The sequence below is a fragment of the Saccharothrix sp. NRRL B-16314 genome (assembly GCF_000716595.1).
Lineage (GTDB): Bacteria > Actinomycetota > Actinomycetes > Mycobacteriales > Pseudonocardiaceae > Actinosynnema.
Map to the genome: position 1 here is coordinate 835,486 of NZ_JNXC01000001.1, position 18,494 is coordinate 853,979.

11 protein-coding genes are annotated in these 18,494 nt (G+C 73.2%); all 11 read left to right on the plus strand.

Features of this window, described 5'->3' with window-relative positions:
* The first annotated feature begins 388 nt into the window (after nucleotides 1-388).
* The 11 genes from OQ02_RS04185 (at nucleotide 389) to glmM (ending at nucleotide 18,064) form a co-directional block, all read left to right on the plus strand.
* Nucleotides 389-3,139 (plus strand): AfsR/SARP family transcriptional regulator, encoded by a 2,751-nt coding sequence (locus OQ02_RS04185; protein WP_033436744.1) that lies wholly within the window; start codon nucleotides 389-391, stop codon nucleotides 3,137-3,139.
* Nucleotides 3,140-3,418: 279 nt separating this feature from the next.
* Entirely contained in the window at nucleotides 3,419-6,124 is a 2,706-nt protein-coding gene (locus tag OQ02_RS04190; protein WP_051771651.1) for an AfsR/SARP family transcriptional regulator, read from the plus strand.
* 105 nt (nucleotides 6,125-6,229) lie between these two features.
* Entirely contained in the window at nucleotides 6,230-8,965 is a 2,736-nt protein-coding gene (locus tag OQ02_RS04195; RefSeq protein WP_033437029.1) for an AfsR/SARP family transcriptional regulator, read from the plus strand.
* 99 nt (nucleotides 8,966-9,064) lie between these two features.
* Nucleotides 9,065-12,034 (plus strand): AfsR/SARP family transcriptional regulator, encoded by a 2,970-nt coding sequence (locus tag OQ02_RS04200; protein ID WP_051771657.1) that lies wholly within the window; start codon nucleotides 9,065-9,067, stop codon nucleotides 12,032-12,034.
* 44 nt (nucleotides 12,035-12,078) lie between these two features.
* Nucleotides 12,079-13,923 (plus strand): type VII secretion-associated protein, encoded by a 1,845-nt coding sequence (locus tag OQ02_RS04205; protein ID WP_033436745.1) that lies wholly within the window; start codon nucleotides 12,079-12,081, stop codon nucleotides 13,921-13,923.
* 16 nt (nucleotides 13,924-13,939) lie between these two features.
* Nucleotides 13,940-14,362: a hypothetical protein gene (locus OQ02_RS04210; RefSeq protein ID WP_156076860.1), complete on the plus strand. Its 423-nt coding sequence runs from the start codon at nucleotides 13,940-13,942 to the stop codon at nucleotides 14,360-14,362.
* Between the two features lie 144 nt (nucleotides 14,363-14,506).
* Nucleotides 14,507-14,821, plus strand: a complete 315-nt coding sequence (locus tag OQ02_RS04215) for a WXG100 family type VII secretion target (protein ID WP_033436747.1) — start codon at nucleotides 14,507-14,509, stop codon at nucleotides 14,819-14,821.
* 78 nt (nucleotides 14,822-14,899) lie between these two features.
* On the plus strand, nucleotides 14,900-15,193 hold the full coding sequence (locus OQ02_RS04220; protein ID WP_033436748.1) for a WXG100 family type VII secretion target: 294 nt from the start codon (nucleotides 14,900-14,902) through the stop codon (nucleotides 15,191-15,193).
* 253 nt (nucleotides 15,194-15,446) lie between these two features.
* Nucleotides 15,447-15,890 (plus strand): 50S ribosomal protein L13, encoded by a 444-nt coding sequence (gene rplM, locus OQ02_RS04225; RefSeq protein ID WP_033436749.1) that lies wholly within the window; start codon nucleotides 15,447-15,449, stop codon nucleotides 15,888-15,890.
* Nucleotides 15,887-16,549: a 30S ribosomal protein S9 gene (rpsI, locus tag OQ02_RS45550; RefSeq protein WP_081915358.1), complete on the plus strand. Its 663-nt coding sequence runs from the start codon at nucleotides 15,887-15,889 to the stop codon at nucleotides 16,547-16,549. The genes rplM and rpsI overlap by 4 nt, the downstream gene beginning before the upstream one ends.
* 180 nt (nucleotides 16,550-16,729) lie before the next feature.
* Nucleotides 16,730-18,064, plus strand: a complete 1,335-nt coding sequence (gene glmM / locus OQ02_RS04235; protein WP_033437032.1) for a phosphoglucosamine mutase — start codon at nucleotides 16,730-16,732, stop codon at nucleotides 18,062-18,064.
* Nucleotides 18,065-18,494: the final 430 nt, after the last annotated feature.

Here is an 18,494-nt window from a genome sequence, read left to right on the forward strand (position 1 = left end):
GGTTCCGCGGAGGACCGCCGAACCGGCGCGCGCCGTGCTGCCACCGCCGGCCGTCACCCGTCGAAGCGGACGAGTCGCGGCCGTGCCACCTGCGCGAACGGCTGTACCCCCCGGTGTCGCCGACTGCCGTGCGCGTCCGGTCGGTCGCTCGCGGTGAACGCCGTCACTGTGCCGGGCGCCTCTCACACTCGACTCACGGAGACCTCTCGGATGTCGCCGCGCTGCTCTATGCTCCGGCCTGCATGTGACGGAAGTGGTGCCGGTGGTCCACTCCGCGTAGTGGCATCCCGGGTGAGGTGCCGTGGGGAACGCTCCCCGGCGGGGCAATCCCTCACAAGCAAGTCGCGGCGGCCTCTCCGGGCGCTGCGGCGGACCGAGGGGGAGGCGCGTGAAGACTGAGTTCAAGGTGCTCGGGCCCCTCGAGGTCTGGCACGGCGGCAGGCAGGTGGCCCTGCCGACCGGCAAGGCGCGGGTGCTGCTGGCGAGCCTGCTGCTGCGCGCCGGCCGCGTGGTCCCGATGGACGACCTCGTCGACCGCCTGTGGGACGGCCGGTCGGTGAACCCGGCCCGCACCAGGGCCACCCTGCACATGGTGGTGACGCGGCTGCGCCAGTCGCTCGGCGCGGCGAACGTGGTCCGCACGGCCACCGGCGGGTACGCGGCGGACGTGCCGCCGGACGCCCTGGACCTGCACCGGTTCCGCGACCTGGTCGGCCGGGACCGGTTCACCGAGGCGCTCGACCTGTGGCGCGGCGCGCCGCTGTCGGACGTGCCGTCGGACGTGCTGCACGGCGAGGACGTGGTGCCGCTGCTGGAGGAACGCCTCGACGCGCTGGAACGCCGCCTCGACGCCGACCTGGCCGCGGGCCGGGCCGCCGAGGTGGTGCCGGAGTTGCGCTCGCTGACCCGCGAGCACCCGTTGCGCGAGCGGTTCTGGGGTCAGCTGATGGAGGCCCTGTCCCGGTCCGACCGGCAGGCCGAGGCGTTGGCCGCCTACCGCTCGGTCGGCGAGCTGCTGGCCGAGCAGCTGGGCGTCGACCCGGGCCCGCGGTTGCAGGAGCTGCACCAGCGCATCCTCACCGCCGCACCGGACATCACCGAGCGCACGCCCGACTCGCCGGGCACGCCCGCGCCGCGGCAGCTGCCGATGCACACCCGGTTCTTCGTCGGGCGCGAGCACGAGCTGAAAGCGCTGTGGGCGCTGCTGGACACGGCCGCGGCGGGCGGCACGGTGGTGATCTCCGCGATCAACGGCACGGCGGGCGTCGGCAAGACGACGTTGGCGCTGCACTGGGCGGGCCAGAGCCGCGACCGGTTCCCGGACGGCCAGCTCTACGTGAACCTGCGCGGGTTCGACCCGACCGGCGTGCCGATGAGCCCGGACGAGGCGCTGCGCGGTTTCCTCGGCGCGCTGGGCGTGGCGCGCGACCGGGTCCCGTCCGGGTTGGACGAGAAGGTCGGGCTGTACCGGAGCCTGCTGGCCGAGCGCCGGGTGCTGGTGGTGCTGGACAACGCCGCGGACAACGAGCAGGTGCGTCCGCTGCTGCCCAGCGGTTCGCGCTGCCTGGCGCTGGTCACCAGCCGCAACCAGCTCGACGGGTTGGTGGTGCGCGAGGGCGCGCGGCCGTTGCCGCTGGACGTGCTGTCGGACGAGGAGGCGACGGCGCTGCTGGAGCGGCAGCTCGGCCGGGCGCGGGTGACGGCCGAGCCGGACGCGGTGCGCGAGCTGATCGGGCACTGCGCGGGCCTGCCGTTGGCGCTGGCCGTGGTCGCGGCGCGGGCGGCGGCGCACCCGGACTTCCGGCTGCGGGCGCTGGCCGGCGAGCTGGCCGACGAGCGGACCCGGTTGGAGGCGCTGGACACGGGTGACGCGACGGCCAGCGTCAAGACGGTGTTCTCCTGGTCCTACGAGCGGTTGAGCCCGCCGGCGGCCCGGATGTTCCTGCTGCTCGGCGTGCACGCCGGCCGGGACGTGTCGGTACCGGCGGCGGCGAGCCTGGCCGGCGTGCCACCGCGGGAGGCCCGGCGGCTGATGGGCGAGCTGAGCAGGCTGCACCTGATCTCGGAGCCGGTGCCGGGCCGCTTCTCGTTGCACGACCTGGTGCACGCGTGCGCGCGTGATCTGACCGCGCGGCACGAGGACCAGGCCGCCCTGCGCGACGCCCTGCGCCGCGTGCTCGACCACTACCTGCACACCGCGAACAACGCCGACCGGCTCCTGTACTCGCAGCGGGAGGAGATCGCGTTCGCCGAACCGGCGCCCGGTGTCGTGGTCCCGGAGCTGACCGGGCGGGCCGACGCGCTGGCGTGGTTCCAGCTGGAGCACGGGTCGCTGATGGCCGCGGTCGGCCACGCCGCCGCGCGCGGTTTCGACACGCACGCCTGGCAGTTGGCGTGGACGACCACGGCGTTCGCCCGGCTGCGCTCGTTCTGGCACGAGCAGGCCAGGTGCCTGGAGATCGCGTTGGCGGCGGCGAAGCGGCTGAACGACCGGGTCGCGCTGGCCTCGACGCACCGCGGCCTGGGCCGGATCATGATCCCGCTGCGCCGGTTCGCCGAGTCCGAGGCCAACCTGACCGCGGCGCTGGAGCTGGTCCGGGAGCTGGGCGACCGGCAGAGCCAGGCGCACATCCACCGCCACCTGGCCGGCCTGTACGAGGCGGCGGACCGGCTGCACGACGCCCTGCACCACGCGGAGCAGGCCCTCGCGGTGTTCGAGGCGCTGGGTGATCGCGCCGGCACGGCTCGGGCGCTGAACGCGGTCGGCTGGGCCAGGGCGATGCTCGGCGAGGACCTGCACCGGGCGCTGGCCGACTGCGGCCGGGCCTTGGTGCTGTTCCGCGAGGTGAACGACGTGCTGGCGGAAGCGGCGACGTGGGACAGCCTCGGCTACATCCACCACCGCCTGGACGATCCGGCCGAGGCCGTCCGCTGCTACCGGGAGGCGCTGCCGAGGTACCGCGAGAGCGGCGACCGCTACGAGGAGGCCGCGACCCTCGAACGGCTCGGTGACGCGCACGTGGCGGCCGGTGATCGCGGTGCGGCGCGTTCGGCTTGGCAGGAGGCGTTGGTGATCCTGGACGAGTTGGGCCACGGCACGGCCGAGGCGTTGCGGGCGAGAGCGGCGGCCCTGTCGTGACGGCCGTTGTTCCGATCCCGCAGGGCCCTCGACGGGGAGGAGTCGAGGGCGCCCGCGGGTACGGGCGTCACCGCGGCGCGGGGCCGTTCCGGTGCGTCGCCCCCCGACGACCCACCGGCGACCGGAACCGGCTTTCCCCCCTTGATCGGACCGCCGGTCCCGCGCACCCCGTAGAGGGGCGGCGGTGAACGTGTCCACTGTGACCGGTGGCCCTCACAGTCCACTCACGCGGCGCTGTCACGGCTCGGGCGTCCCGCGCCGGTGCGGAGTAGGAGGGTCGTGTCGGTCGAACTAGGTGTCCTCGGACCGCTCGAGGTGAGGTTCGACGGTCGCGCCGTGCCGGTGCCGGCCGGTCGCGCGCGCGTGCTGCTCGCCGGGTTGTTGTTGCGCGCCGACCAGGTCGTCCCGGTCGACGTGCTGGTGGACTGGCTGTGGGACGGGGCGCCGCCGAACGCGTCGCGGGCCAGGGCGACGCTGCACATGGTGGTGCGGCGGTTGCGGCAGGCGTTGGGCCCGGTGGAGATCGTGCGCACGGCGACCGGCGGGTACGTCGCGGCCGTGCCGCCGGGAAGCCTCGACCTGCACCGCTACCGCGACTTGGCGGAGCGGGGCCGGTACGCCGAGGCGTTGGCGTTGTGGCGCGGTGAGCCGCTGTCGGACGTGCGGTCGGCTTCGCTGCACCGCGTCGAGGTCGCGCCGTTGCTGGACGAACGCCTTGTGGTGACGGAGAAGCGCATCGACGCCGACCTCGACGCGGGGCGGTCGCTCGACGTCGTGCCGGAGCTGCGCGTGCTGACGGCCCGGTTCCCGTTGCACGAGCGGTTCTGGGGCCAGTTGGTGCGGGCGCTGCACGGCGCGGGGCAGCAGGCCGAGGCGTTGGCGGCGTACGAGACGGTGCGGGCGCGGTTGGCCGACGAGCTGGGGATCGACCCCGGTCGGGCGTTGCGGGAGTTGCAGGCCGGAGTGCTGACGGGCCGGGCCGTGCGGGAGCGGCCGATCGGCGTGGTGCCGCGCCAGTTGCCGCCCGTGCCCGAGTTCGTCGGCCGCGCCGACGTGGTGGCGGAGCTGACCGCCCTGCTGTCGGCGGACGACGCCCGCGTCCCGCTCACGTTGATCTCCGGGGCGCCGGGCATCGGCAAGACCGCGCTGGCGGTGCACGTCGCCCGACTGCTGCGGGACGCCTTCCCCGACGGGCAGCTCTTCGCGGACCTCCGCTCCTACTCGCCTTCGTCCGCGGTCACCGCCGCGGTCGTGCTGCCGCGGTTCCTGAGGGCGTTGGGCATCGCCGCCGAGGACGTGCCGGGCGACCCGGAGGAGCAGGTGTCGCTGTACCGGTCGCTGCTCGCGGACCGGCGGGTGCTGGTGCTGCTGGACAACGTGCGCCGGGTGGAGGACGTGCGGCTGCTGCTGCCGGAGGACCCCCGCTGCGCGGTGCTGGTGACGAGTCGCGAGGGCCTGCCGGAACTCGTCGACGGTCACGGCGCGCGGTCGTTCGTGATCGAGCCCTTGCGCCCGCACGAGTCGTTGGCGTTGCTGGGCGGGGTGTTGGGCGTCGACGTGCTCGACGCGGCGCCCGAGGCGGCGGCGGACCTCGCCGTGACGTGCGCGCACTGGCCCCTCGCGTTGCGGATCGCGGGCGCGCACCTGGCGGGCAGGGCGGCCCCGGACCTCGCCCGGTACGTCGGTGAACTGCGGGGTGAGGACCGCCTGGACGCGTTGGCGATCGAGGGGGACGAACAACTCGCCATGCGCGCCGCGTTCGACTCGTCGTACGTGGGGTTGGACGCCGACGCGCGGGCGGCCTTCCGGTTGCTGGGCCTGGTTCCTGGTGACGACATCGCGATCGCGGCGGTCGCGGCGCTGCTCGGCTGTGACGTGGCGGGAGCGCGGCGGTCGGTGTCCACGCTGGTGACGGCGAACCTGGTCCGGCAACCGGCGGCGGGTCGCTTCACGTCGCACGACCTGTTGCGGGAGTACGCCGCGGCGAAGTCGCTCGCGGAGGACGACGAGGAGACCCGGAGCGAGGCGATGCGCCGCCTGCTGGACTTCTACACCGACACCGCGCTCAACGCGACGGCGTTGCTCCGCAGCCTGCGCCCCGACGTGAGCACGGGTGCCTCGCGCGAACGGGCGCTGGAGTTCGCCGACCGCCGGCAGGCGCTGGAGTGGTGCGAGGTCGAGCAGGCGAACCTGGCCGCCGCGACGCGGTGGGCGGCGGGAGCGGGGTTCGAGCACGCGTGGCGGCTGCCGGTCGCGCAGTGGGCGTTCTTCGACATCGCCAAGCGGTTCACCGAGTCCGTCCCCGCGTTGGAGATCGCCATGGCGGCGGCGCGCACCGTCGAGGACCCGGACGTCCGGTCGGTCACGGCGCAGGCGTTGGCGATGACGTACAGCGATGCCGAGCGGTACGACGACGCGATCGCCGTCCACCGCCAGGTCCTCGACTTCCGCCGGGCGGCCGGTGACCGGCGGCGCGAGGGGCTGACGTTGAACGCGCTGGCCATCTGCCACATCCGCCAGGGGGAGTCGGCGAAGGCGATCGGGATGCTGGAGGAGTCGCGGCGCATCCTGGTCGAGGTCGGCGAACGGCACGGGGAGGCCATCACGTTGAACACGCTGTCCAGCGCGCTGGCGGCCGGTGGTCGCGGCGAGGAGGCGGTCGCGGCGAGCCTGGAGGCGCTGCGGCTGGTGGAGGGCACCGAGGACCCGGTCGTCACGGGGCGTTTCCTGGACAACTACGGGAACGCGCTCGCCGCCGCCGGGCGGACGGACGAAGCGGTCGAGGCGTACCGACAGGCCCTGGCGACGGCCGTCGAGGCGCGCGACCACACCACCGAGGCCGCGGCGCTGGACAACCTGGCCCGGACGTTGGCGGCGATGGGCGACGTGGCGGGCGCGCGGGAGAGCCTGACGGCGGCGCTGGCGCTGTGGCCCGCCACGTCCGCGGTGGCCAACCGGATTCGTGCGCGGCTGAAGGAGTTGTAGTGCTGGAGACGTGGTCATGAGGACATCCGGCTCGTGCGACGCGGCTCGTGGTCGACGCGCGGCGCGCTCACCGTTCTGGGTTCGTCGGTTCTGGGTGCGTCCGCTGTGATCGGGTTCGAAGTCCTCGGCGAGCTCCGGGTCAGCGTGGACGACCGCGAGGTGCCGGTGCCGGCCGGGCTCTGCCGCGTCCTGCTGGCCGCGCTGCTCCTGCGGGCGGGCGAGGTCGTGCCCGCGGACCGGTTGGTCGACTGGCTGTGGGACGGCGCGCCGCCGAACCCGGCGCGGGCCAAGGCGACGCTCCAGATGACCGTGACCCGGCTGCGCCAGGCGCTGGGCGACGCGAACGTGATCCGCACCGCCGAAGCCGGGTACGTCGCCGACGTCCCACCGGGCAGCCTCGACCTCCACCGGTACCGCGCGCTGGTGGACGAGGGGCGTTACGCCGACGCGCTCGCCGTGTGGCGGGGCGACCCGCTGCCGGACGTGCGGTCGGACACCCTCCACGGCGAGGAGGTCGCGCCACTGCTGGAACACCGCCTCGACGTGTTGGCGCAGCGGGTCGACGTCGACCTGGACGCCGGGCGGGCCCGTGAGGTGGTGGCGGAACTGCGCGTCCTCACCCGGCGGCACCCGTTGCGCGAGAAGTTCTGGGCGCAGCTGATGCTGGCCCTCTACCGGTCGGATCGGCAGGCGGAAGCGCTGGCCGTCTACGAAGAGGTGCGCACGTACCTGGCCGACGAACTCGGCGCCGACCCCGGTCCGGCCTTGCGCGGCCTCCACCAGCGCATCCTGGAACACGGATCGGCCGGTTCCGCGCCGCGCGACGGGGTGCCGCGCCAACTGCCCGCGCCGCCGCGCGTCTTCATCGGACGCCGGCAGGCGCTCGTGGACCTGGACGCCGCTGTGCCGGACCCCGCCGCCGAGTCCGGCTCCGCGGTGGTGATCTCGGCGATCAACGGCACGGCGGGGATCGGCAAGACGGCGCTCGCGGTGCACTGGGCGCACCGGGTCGCGCACCGGTTCCCCGACGGCCAGCTCTACACCAACCTGCGCGGGTTCGACCCGTCCGGGCAGCCGGCATCGCCGACGGACGTGCTGCGCGGGTTCCTGGAAGCGCTCGACGTGCCACCCGGCCGGATACCGCAGACCGTGGACGCGCAGGCGTCGCTGTACCGGAGCCTGCTCGCCGACCGGTCGGTGCTGGTGGTCCTGGACAACGCCCGCGACGCCGACCAGGTCCGCCCCCTGCTGCCGGGCACCCCCGGCTGCCTGGTGGTGGTCACGAGCCGGAGCAGGCTCACCGGTCTGGTCGTCCAGGAAGGCGCCCGGCCCGTCCCGCTCGACCTGATGGACCGCGACGAGGCCGTCGCGCTGCTGGAAGCGGGCGTCGGCAAGGCCAGGTCGACCGCCGACCCGCGCTCGGTGGACCGACTCGTCACCTGGTGCGGTGGCCTGCCGCTGGCACTCGCGGTGGTTGCGGCGCGCACGGCGGTCGAGCCGGCCGCGTCGCTGCGGGCCTTCGCGGCCGAGCCGGCGGCCGACCGGAGCCGGCTCGACGCGCTGGACACCGGCGACCGGTCGACGTCCGTCCGCGACGTCTTCTCGTGGTCCTACAAGTACTTGAGCGACCCCGCCGCCCGCGTGTTCCGGCTGCTCGGCCTCCACCCCGGACCCGACATCTCGCCGGCCACCACCGCGAGCCTCGCGGCGCTCCCGTTCGCCGAGGCGCGCCGCGCCCTCGTGGAGCTGGCGCACGCCAACCTGATCTCCGAGCACACGCCGGGCCGCTACGCGGTCCACGACCTGCTCCGCAGCTATGCCGCGGACCAAGCCGACGCGGAGCACACCGCCGCCGAGATCCACGAGGCGCGTGGCCGGTTGCTCGACCACATCGCGCACACCGCCGAGCAGGCCGACAAGGTGGTCTTCCCGCAGCGGGAGCCGGTGGCGCTGCCACCCGCCAGACCGGGAGTGGGCCCGGAACCCGCCGAGTCGCACGCCGCGGCCATGGCCTGGTACCGCACCGAGTTGTGCACGTTGCTCGCCGCCACCCACTACGCGGCCGAGCACGGGTTCGACGCCCACGCGTGGTTGATCCCCCGGTTCATGGCGGCGTTCTGCCACGCGAGCGGGCACTGGCCGGAGTGGGTGGAGGTCTGCCGGGAAGGGCTCGGCGCGGCGGAACGGCTGGGCGACGTCCGGGGGCGGGCGGACATGCACCGCGGCCTCGGACGCGCCGCCTCGCTGCTGCACCGCTGGGACGAGGCCGAGGACCACCTCAACGCCGCCCTGGACCTGTTCCGGGAGGCCGGTGACCGGGTGTCCGAGGCGTACGCACTGGTCAACCTGAGCGCCTGCTACGAGCTGCGCGGCATACCGGCCGAGTCGCTGCCGCGGCAACTGCGCGCGCTGGAGCTGTTCCGGGAACTCGGTCACGTGCACGGTCAGGCGCGAGCACTCACGTCGAGCGGGTACAGCTACCTCCTGCTCGGCCGGTACGAAGAGGCCGTCCGGTTCGCCGCGGACGCGATCGGGCTGTACGAGCACCTGACCGACATGCCCGGCCACGCCGCCGCGACCGAAAACCTGGGGATGGCCTACCGCGAGCTGGGCCGGCTGGAGGAAGCCCTGACCGTGCAGCGGAAGGCGGTGGAGCTGTTCGCGCGGTCGGGTGACCGCTACTACGAGGCGGGCTCGTGGCGCGAACTCGGCGAGACCCACCGCCGCGCTGGCGACCTCGACGCCGCACGCGCCGCCCTGCGCAACGCGCTGACCGCCTTCGAGGAGCTGCACCACCCCCACGCCGACGAGGTACGACGTGAACTCGAAGGCCTGCGGTGATCCCGTGCGGGCGTCGGGGGCCGGTAGTGGCAGGTAGCCGCGTTCCACGTTCTCGCGCCACGGGCGAAAGTCGTAAAGTGGGGTTGTCCTAGGAGGGGTATGGCGACTCGGTTCACGGCACCGGGGCTCGCCGCACCTCCGGCACAGCAGTCGTCCTCCTCCACCGCCGTCCCCGCTTCGCCGGGTCGGACGCGGTTCAACGTGCTGGGCCCGCTGGAGGTCTGGCACGACGGTGCGCGGCTGACGATCCCGGCGGGTCGGGCGCGGGTGCTGCTGGCGACGTTGTTGTTGCGCGCCAACCAGCCCGTCGCGGTCGACACCCTGGTCGACCGGTTGTGGGAGGACGGCGCGCCGAACCCGGACCGGGCCAAGGCGACGTTGCAGATGGTGGTCCGGCGGCTGCGCCAGGCCCTGGGCACCGCGAACGTGGTCCGCACGGTCACGCACGGGTACGTCGCCGACGTCGAGCCGGAATCGCTCGACCTGCACCGCTTCCGCCGGCTCGCGGCGAACGGCGAGTACGCCGAAGCGCTCGCGCTGTGGCGGGGCGAGCCCCTGTCGGACGTGCGGTCCGACGTCCTGCACACGGCGGAGGTCGAGCCGCTGCTGGAGGAGCGGCTGGTCGTCCTCGAACGCCGGATCGAGGTGGACCTCGCGGCGGGCCGGTTCGGCGGGCTCGTGCCCCAACTGCGCTCGCTGACCAGGGCGTACCCGTTGCGCGAGCGGTTCTGGGGCCAGTTGGTGCTCGCCCTGCACGGCAGCGACCAGCAGGCCGAGGCGCTGGCCGCGTTCCGCACCGTGCGCCGGCTGCTGGCCGACGAGCTGGGCGTCGACCCGAGCGAGTACCTGCGGGCCGTGCACCGCACCGTGCTGGTCGGTGGCGCGGAGCCGGCGCACGCGCTCAAACCGTGGACCGCCCTGTGCCAGCTGCCACCCGACACGGCCGACTTCATCGGGCGCGACGACCTCTGCGCGGAAGCGACGGCGCTGCTCACCGGCGACCCGTCGGGAACGGCCGTGCCGGTGGTGGCGATCACCGGTGCGCCCGGCACCGGCAAGAGCACCCTGACGATCCGGGTCGCGCACGCGCTGCGGGCCCGCTTCCCGGACGGGCAGCTCTTCGTCCGGCTGGACGGCGCCGGCGCCGCACCGCGCGACCCCGCCGAGGTGCTGGCCGAGCTGCTGACGGCGGTCGGCCTCAACCCCACCGCCATGCCGGACCGGCTGGAGACCCGCGCCGCCGCGTTCCGGTCCCGCATCGCCGACCGCGCGGTGCTCCTCGTCCTGGACGACGCGGCCGGCTTCGAGCAGGTGCGGCACCTCCTGCCGGGCACCGCGAGCAGCGCCGTGCTGATCAGCAGCCGGCACCAACTGGGCGGCCTGCCGGGCATCCGCCCGCTCCGGGTGCCACCGCTGGCCGCTCCGTCGGGTCTCGCCCTGCTGTCGCGGATGATCGGCGAACGCCGGGTGGCGGCGGAGGCCTCGGCCGCGGCGGCGATCGTGGAGGCGTGCGGAGGCTTGCCGCTGGCCCTGCGGATCGTCGGCGCCAGGTTGGCCGCGCGCCAGTCGTTGCCGCTGACCAAGCTGGCCGACCGGCTCGCCGACGAGCGCCGCAGGCTGGACGAGCTGGCCGCGGGCGACCTGGAGGTCCGGGCCAGCCTGGAGCTGAGCTACGAGGCCCTGCCGCCCGACGCCGCGCTGGCGTTCCGCCGGCTCGGCCTCCTCGGCGCGTCCGACGTGGCGTCCTGGGTGGTCAAGGCGCTCACCGGCCTGGACGACCCGGAGCAGGTCGTCGAGCAGCTGGTCGAGGCCAACCTCCTGGAGGACGTGGGCCGCGACGCGACCGGCGAACCGCGCTACCGGCTGCACGACATCCTCGCCGTCTACGCCGCCGAGCTGGGCGAGGACGACGAAGGCGGCGCCGCCGCCCTGCGCGACTACGTCGACACGTTGACGACCCTGGCGGACGCCGCGTGCGAACGACTGGCCGTGAGCGTGGACGAGCTGCCGATGCTCCCGTTCGCGCCGTCGGAGGTCCTCGCGCCGTGCGAGGTCGAGCGGCTGACCGCGGACGGCGTCAAGTGGCTGCTGGTCGAACAGGTCCAGCTCGAACGCGCGATCGAGACGGCGTGCCGCCGCGGCTGGGGGGTGGCGGCGGACGCGGTCTACGAACGCACCATCAGGTACCTCGACATCTACATCCCGACCGAGCGGGTGGTGGAGCTGGCCGAACTGGTCCGCGACACCGTGCGCGCCGAGGGCGACTCCCCGCTGGCCTGGCGCGTCGAGTACCACCGGGCGGTGCAGCTGCTCAAGCGGTCCGTGGAGGACGGCCTGCTGCGCACGCTGGAGGCGTGCACCGAGGCGTACCGCCGGCACGGCGACGCGGTGGCGGAGGCCATCGCCCTGGCATCGCTCGCGCACTACCGCCACATGAGCGGCGAGGAGCCGGGGATCGACCTGGCCCGCCGCGCCGTCGAGGTGGCGAAGCGCAGCGGTTCCCGGACCGCCTACTGCTCGACCGTGCGGGAACTCGCGCTGATGCTCGGTGAACTGGGCCAGTACGCGGAAGCGCTGGTGTACTTCGACGAGGCGCTGGACATCTGCCGCGAGCTCGGGCTGACGCTGCCCGAGGTTCAAGTGCACTACGGCGTCGCCCGCTGCGCGCTGGACAACGACGACCTGGCGCGGGCGGTCCGGGCGATGGACCGGGCGATGGAACTCGTCACGGTGGTCGACGACCCGAGGGGTGTCGGGTACGTGACCAACCTCGCCGGCCGGGTGAAGGTGGCCACCGGCGACCACACCGAGGGCGTCCGGCTCGCCGCCAGGTCGTACCAGATCTTCGTCGAGATCGGGGAGGGCATCGGCGCCGCGAACGCCGTCGCGTCCATGGCCGAGGGCTACCTGGCGCTGGGCCGGCCGGACGACGCGGTGCTCGTGCTGGAACCGGCCCTGCGCGAGTACCGGCACGTGGGAGCGGCCCGCGCGATCGAGCGGATGGAGCAGGCCTACGAACACGCCACGGCGGCGATCGCCCGACCAGCCGACCGGGCAGCCCGTCCGTGAGGTATGCATATGCGAGCCCGCCCCGGCCGACGAGGGGATGACGGATGAGCTTGCACGTGGCGGTGGACTTCGGCACGTCCAGCACCTGCGTCGCCATGTCCCTGCACGGCCGTGAACCGCAGGTCGTCGTGGTCGACGGCCAGCCGATCGTGCCGTCGGCGGTGTTCGCCGCCGCGGACGGCACGCTGTTCGTCGGCCAGGAGGCGGAACGCCAGGCCGCCGTGGACCCGTCCCGCTACGAGCCGCACCCCAAGCGCCGCATCGACGAGGGCGAGCTGCTGCTCGGCACCAGCGTGCTGCCCGTGGCCGACGTGGTGCGGGCCGTGCTGACCAGGGCCGTGGACGAGGCGCGGCGCGTCGCCGGCGGCGCGCGGGTCGACCTGCTGGTGCTCACCCACCCCGCCGACTGGGGCGCGATCCGGACCCGCGTCCTCCTGCAAGCCGCCCGCGGGCTCGGCCAGGAACTCCGCCTGGTGCCCGAGCCGGTCGCGGCGGCCGTGTTCCACTCGGCGACCCACGCCATCCAGGACGGCGCGGCGCTGGCCGTGCTCGACCTGGGCGGCGGCACGGTCGACGCCAGCGTGATCGCCCGCCAGGGCAGCGCGTTCCGGGTGCTCGCCACCAAGGGCGATCCCGGCTTCGGCGGCGCGGACGTCGACCAGGCCCTGCTGGAGCACGTCGGGTCGCTGGTCTCGCCGGGCGACCCGGACGCGTGGCAGCAGCTCGTCGAAGGTCGGGAGATGACCGACCGCCGCAAGCGCCGGGTGCTGCGCCAGGACGTGCGCGGCGCGAAGGAGACGCTGTCCCGGCACGCCTACACCGACGTGCCGATGCCGCCACCGTTCGCCGACGCCCACGTCACCAGGACCGACCTGGAACGCCTCATCAGCGCGCCGCTCAACCGCGCCGCCGCGCTGGTCGTGACGGCCGTCCGTGACGCCGGGCTCGACCCGCGCGGCCTGGCCGGCGTGTTCCTGGTCGGCGGGTCGAGCCGCATCCCGCTGGTCGCCCGGCTGGTCCTGGACCAGTCCGGTGTGGTGCCGACGAGCATCGACCAGCCCGAGACCGTGGTGGCCCGCGGCGCGCTGCGGGCGGTGAGCGTCGACCCGTTGCGCACCGGCGCGCTGCCACCGGGTGGCGGCGACGTCACCCGGAAGATCACCGACGGCCAGGCGACCCGGAAGATCACCCGGCGGATCACGCCGCCGTCACCGCCGTCCGGGTTCGCGCAGCCCTACTTCCCACCGCCGTCCACCCGACCGGCCTCGACCGGACCGGCGTCCACCGGTGCGGCGACCCCCCGACCGGCGCCTCGCAAGAACCGGGCGCCGCTGATCGTGACGATCGTCGTCGCGGTGCTCGCGGTCGCCGGCGCCTCCGTGGCGTTCGCGCTCAGCAGGGGCGGCCCGGGAGCCGGCGGGCAGACCACCGCGCCGCCGACCACCACCCCGTCGGCCGAGGGCAAGACCGTCGCCCAGTACGACTACAGCTTCGTCGCGCCGACGGGCTGGCAGCAGACCGGCGGTCAGGTCGAGACCCGCAAGGTGCTGCTCAAGCCCGAATCGGCGGAATCCGAGCTGGACGTCATCGCGGTCGAGGAGCGCAAGCTCACCTATGACGCCACCAAGGACCGGACCCGCGCCGAAACGGAGTTGCGCGGCCAGTACGACGCGCGGGAGAACGTGTCCGGTTTCGACGCTTCCGCCGACTTCGCGGCCAAGGATGTCGTTTACTACCGGGAAGAGGCGGGCCCGGCCACCATCGACTGGTACGTGCTGTTCCAGGACGAGGTGCAGGTCAGCGTCGGTTGCCAGTACCCGGAGGGCGGGCGCGACCGGGTCCGCCCCGCGTGCGAGCAGGTCGTCCGCACGCTGACCGTGACCAGCTGACTTTGTGGGGATTGTGATGACCGGCATCCCGGAGGCGTTCGCCCGGTTCCGCTCGGACCTCGACGCCGCGGTGACCAGGGGGCGGCGCGCGGCAGCCGCCGCCGGCGCGAAGAACGCGGCCCAGCGCGAGCGCAACCGGGAGCTGGCCGAGCAGGCCAAGGCGCGGCAGGTCCGGCCGGACCGGCACGCGGCCACGTCACCCGACGTCCAGCGCGTCGCCACCGGCTTCCGCCGGCACCAGGGGCTGCCCGTCGAGGAACTGCCGCCGGCCGCCGAACTGCTCGCGCCGGAGAAATCGCGAGAGCAAACGGACGCAAATGCAAATGCGGTCCCGGAACGGCCGGTGCTCGGTTCCCGCGCAGTAGCGGGCCCGAGCGGTCAACTGCCCCCCGAAGGTGGCGATGACGAGGACTTTTCGCAAGCGCGAATCCTCTACTGACGCGGTTCCGCCACCCATGCGTTTACAACCGCAACTACTTCCGAAGAAGTCGGGACAACGTGGAACCGGCCGTGGGAGGGTCTGCGTCGTAAGAGGCGTACGAACGAGAACGCCTGATCACTTCGACCTAGGGGGTCGCACCCAATGGCTGGTTTCGAGACCGGACATGAGGAACTTGTCAACGCCGGCAAGGACATCGTCAGCACGAACGAGTCCGTTCAGGGCATCCTGACCCAGCTCCAGGGCACCATCGACGGTCTCTCGGGTGTCTGGTCCGGTCAGGCCGCCCTCGCGTTCAACACCATGATGGAGCGGTTCCGCGAGGACGCCGACAAGCTGCAGAAGGCGCTGCTCGACATCGCCGAGCAGATGAGCGGCAGCGCGGCGACCTACCTCCAGCAGGAAGTAGAGCAGGCGCAGGAGATGTCCCAGATCATGGGCCGTCTCGGCGGCGCGTGATCGCGGATTTCTGCACTTTGTCCGTCAGTTCGTTCCACCTGCTTTCTGCTTTCTTGACTCCACATCCGAGGGGAAACCATGGACACCAACCAGATCAAGGTCAGCTTCGCTGAGCTGGGCAACGCCGCCAACGACATCAGCTCGCAGGCGAGCAAGGTCCAGTCGGAGCTCGACAACCTGAAGGACCGCCTGAACCCGGTCATCGCGCAGTGGCAGGGTGGCGCCAGCGAGGCGTACCAGCAGGCCCAGACGGCGTGGGACCAGTCCGCCGCCGGCCTCCAGCAGGTGCTCGCCCAGGTCGGCACCGCGGTCGCCGCGGCCACCGAGGCGTACCAGGCCGCCGAGAACAAGAACCGCGGTCGCTGGGGCTGAGCCCAGGCCACCTTCGCGGGCCCCGGGATCCTCGAGGATCCGGGGCCCGCAGCCGTGTTCCCGGCCTGTTCCAGCCGGTTTCGGAGGGGTCGTTTTGACCCGCCCCGACCCCAACCGGTATCTTCCTACGTTGTTGTGCGGTATCTGGTTCGCACTATGCGTTCCTCGTGTTCTGGTCCTCTGCCCACCTGGGGTCTCTGGCCTGAGCAACCGCCGCAATGACCCCAGACGCAAGTGACGACGAGGTAGACCCGTGCGCACGTACAGCCCGAAGCCCGGCGAGGTGACCCGAACCTGGCACGTGATCGACGCCCAGGACGTGGTGCTCGGTCGGCTCGCCACCCAGGCCGCGACGCTGCTGCGCGGCAAGCACAAGCCGACTTACGCACCACACGTTGACACCGGTGACTTCGTCATCGTCATCAACGCGGACAAGGTGGCGTTGACCGGCAAGAAGCGTGATCAGGAGTTCGTGTACCGGCACTCCGGTTTTCCGGGCGGCCTGAGCCAGCGCTCGTTCGGTGAGGTGCTCGACACCCGTGCCGACCGCCTGGTCGAGAAGGCGATCAAGGGCATGCTGCCCAAGAACCGCCTCGGCCGCGCGATCGCGGGCAAGCTCAAGGTCTACACGGGCCCGAACCACCCGCACGCTGCCCAGCAGCCGCAGCCGTTCGAGATCAAGAAGGTCGCCCAGTGACCGAGAAGCAGACCGAGGACATCGACGTGACCACCCCTGAGGCCGAGCTCGACACCGTCGAGACCGACGTCGTCGAGACCGAAGCCGTCGAGGCGGAGGCTCCCGAGGCGGAAGCCCCCGAGGCAGACGCCTCGGAGGCGGACGCCCCAGAGGCGGAGGCCACCGAGGTCGACGCCGCTGAGGTCGACACCGACGCCGCCGAGGCGGAGGCGCCCGAAGCCGTCGAGGCCGAGCCCACGCCCGTCGTGCGGCACACCCTCAACGCGGGTGCGCACCACCTCGCGCAGACGGTCGGCCGCCGCAAGCAGGCGATCGTCCGCGTGCGGCTCCTCCCCGGCACCGGCAAGTTCACCCTGAACGGGAAGTCGATGGACGACTACTTCCCGAACAAGGTGCACCAGCAGCTCATCCGTGAGCCCCTGGTGACGACGGAGAAGCCGGAGACGTTCGACGTCATCGCGACCCTGCGTGGCGGCGGCACCACCGGCCAGGCCGGTGCGCTGCGCCTCGCGATCGCGCGTGCGCTGATCGCCGTCGACTCCGAGGACCGCCCGGTGCTGAAGAAGGCCGGCTTCCTCACCCGTGACCCCCGGGTCAAGGAGCGGAAGAAGTACGGTCTGAAGAAGGCCCGTAAGGCGCCTCAGTACAGCAAGCGCTGACCTTTTCCCAGGTCCGGCGAGCACCATCCCTGCGGGAGCAGTCAGTTCTTTCGTCGAACTGCTGCTCCCGCAGTGCATTTCCGGGTGTCGTTCTGCGATACCCGGCTTACCGCAATCGAATTGAATTGCCGGCTCCGCCGGCGTGTTGTGCTTGGTTCACCCATGGAGGTCACGGCGATCATGGCTCGGCTGTTCGGCACCGACGGCGTACGCGGTCTCGCCAACGCGGACCTGACCCCCGAACTCGCGCTGTCCATCGCCGCCTCGGCGGCCCGCGTGCTGGCCGAGCACGACCGCTCGCACCGCCCGGTCGCGGTCGTCGGCCGCGACCCGCGGGCCAGCGGCGAGATGTTGGAGGCGGCCGTGGTGGCCGGTCTCACATCGGCGGGCGCGGACGTCCTGCGGGCGGGCGTCCTGCCCACCCCGGCGGTCGCCTACCTGGTGTCCGCGCTGGGCGCGGACGTCGGCGTGATGATCTCCGCCTCGCACAACCCCATGCCCGACAACGGCCTCAAGCTGTTCGCCGCGGGCGGGCACAAGCTCCCCGACGCGGTCGAGGACGAGATCGAGCAGAAGCTCGGCGACCGCGAGTACCGCCCGACCGGCGCCGGCATCGGCCGCGTCCGCGACGTCGAGGACGCCGAGGGCCAGTACGTGCAGCACCTGCTGAAGGTGACGCCGCACCGCCTGGAAGGCCTCAAGGTCGTGGTGGACTGCGCGAACGGCGCCGCTTCCGTGGCCGCGCCCGACGCCTACCGCCGCGCGGGCGCCGAGGTGGTCGAGATCCACACCGCGCCCGACGGCCTGAACATCAACGACGGCTGCGGCTCCAACCACGTCGCGGAGCTGTGCGCCGCCGTGGTCGAGCACGGGGCCGACCTGGGCATCGCGCACGACGGTGACGCGGATCGCTGCGTGGCGGTCGACGCCGACGGCAACGACCTCGACGGTGACCAGGTCATGGCCGTGCTGGCGCTGGGCATGAAGGAGAACGGTGAGCTGACCGACAACACCCTGGTCGCCACCGTGATGAGCAACCTCGGCCTGCACCTGGCGATGCGCGAGCACGGCATCGCCCTCAAGACCACCGCCGTCGGCGACCGGTACGTGCTGGAGGAGCTGCGGGCGGGCGGGTACGCGCTGGGCGGTGAGCAGTCCGGGCACGTGATCCTCCCGGCGCACGCCACCACCGGTGACGGGCTGCTGACCGCGTTGCGCCTGATGGCGCGGATGGCGGAGACCGGCAAGCCGCTGGCCGAGCTGGCGGGCGTGATGAGCCGGCTGCCGCAGGTGCTGATCAACGTGGTCGTCGGGGACAAGTCGGCAGTGGCGAAGGACGCGGCGGTGAACGAGGCCGTGGCCGCGGTGTCGGCCGAACTCGGCGACACCGGTCGCGTGCTGCTGCGCCCGTCCGGGACCGAGCAGCTGGTGCGGGTCATGGTCGAGGCCGCGACGCCGGAGCTGGCCGAATCCGCCGCACAGCGGTTGGCCGGAGTCGTTTCGTCCGTGCGCTGACAGTCGGGACGGGGTGCGTCGATGCTGAGGATCGGGCCGCTGGAGCTGATCATCCTCTTCCTCGGCCTGGTGGCCGCGGTGGTGGTGCTCATCGTGGTGACGACGAAGAAGCGCTCCCGACACCAGGGCCACCCACCGCCCGGCTACGGCCCACCCGGCTACGGCCCACCCCCCGGCCACGGCCACCCCGGTCCCGGTCAGCCGGGCTACGGCCCGCCCAACCCCGGCCCGCAGGGCTACGGCCACCCAGGCCCCGCTCAACCCGGCTATGGCCCGCCCAACCCCGGCCAGCCCGGCTACGGTCCGCCCAGCCATGGTCAGCCCGGCTACGGCCAGCCCGGCCCCGCTCAGCCTGGCTATGGCCAGCCCAGCCCCGGCCAGCCCGGCTACGGTCCGCCCAGCCATGGTCAGCCCGGCTACGGCCAGCCCG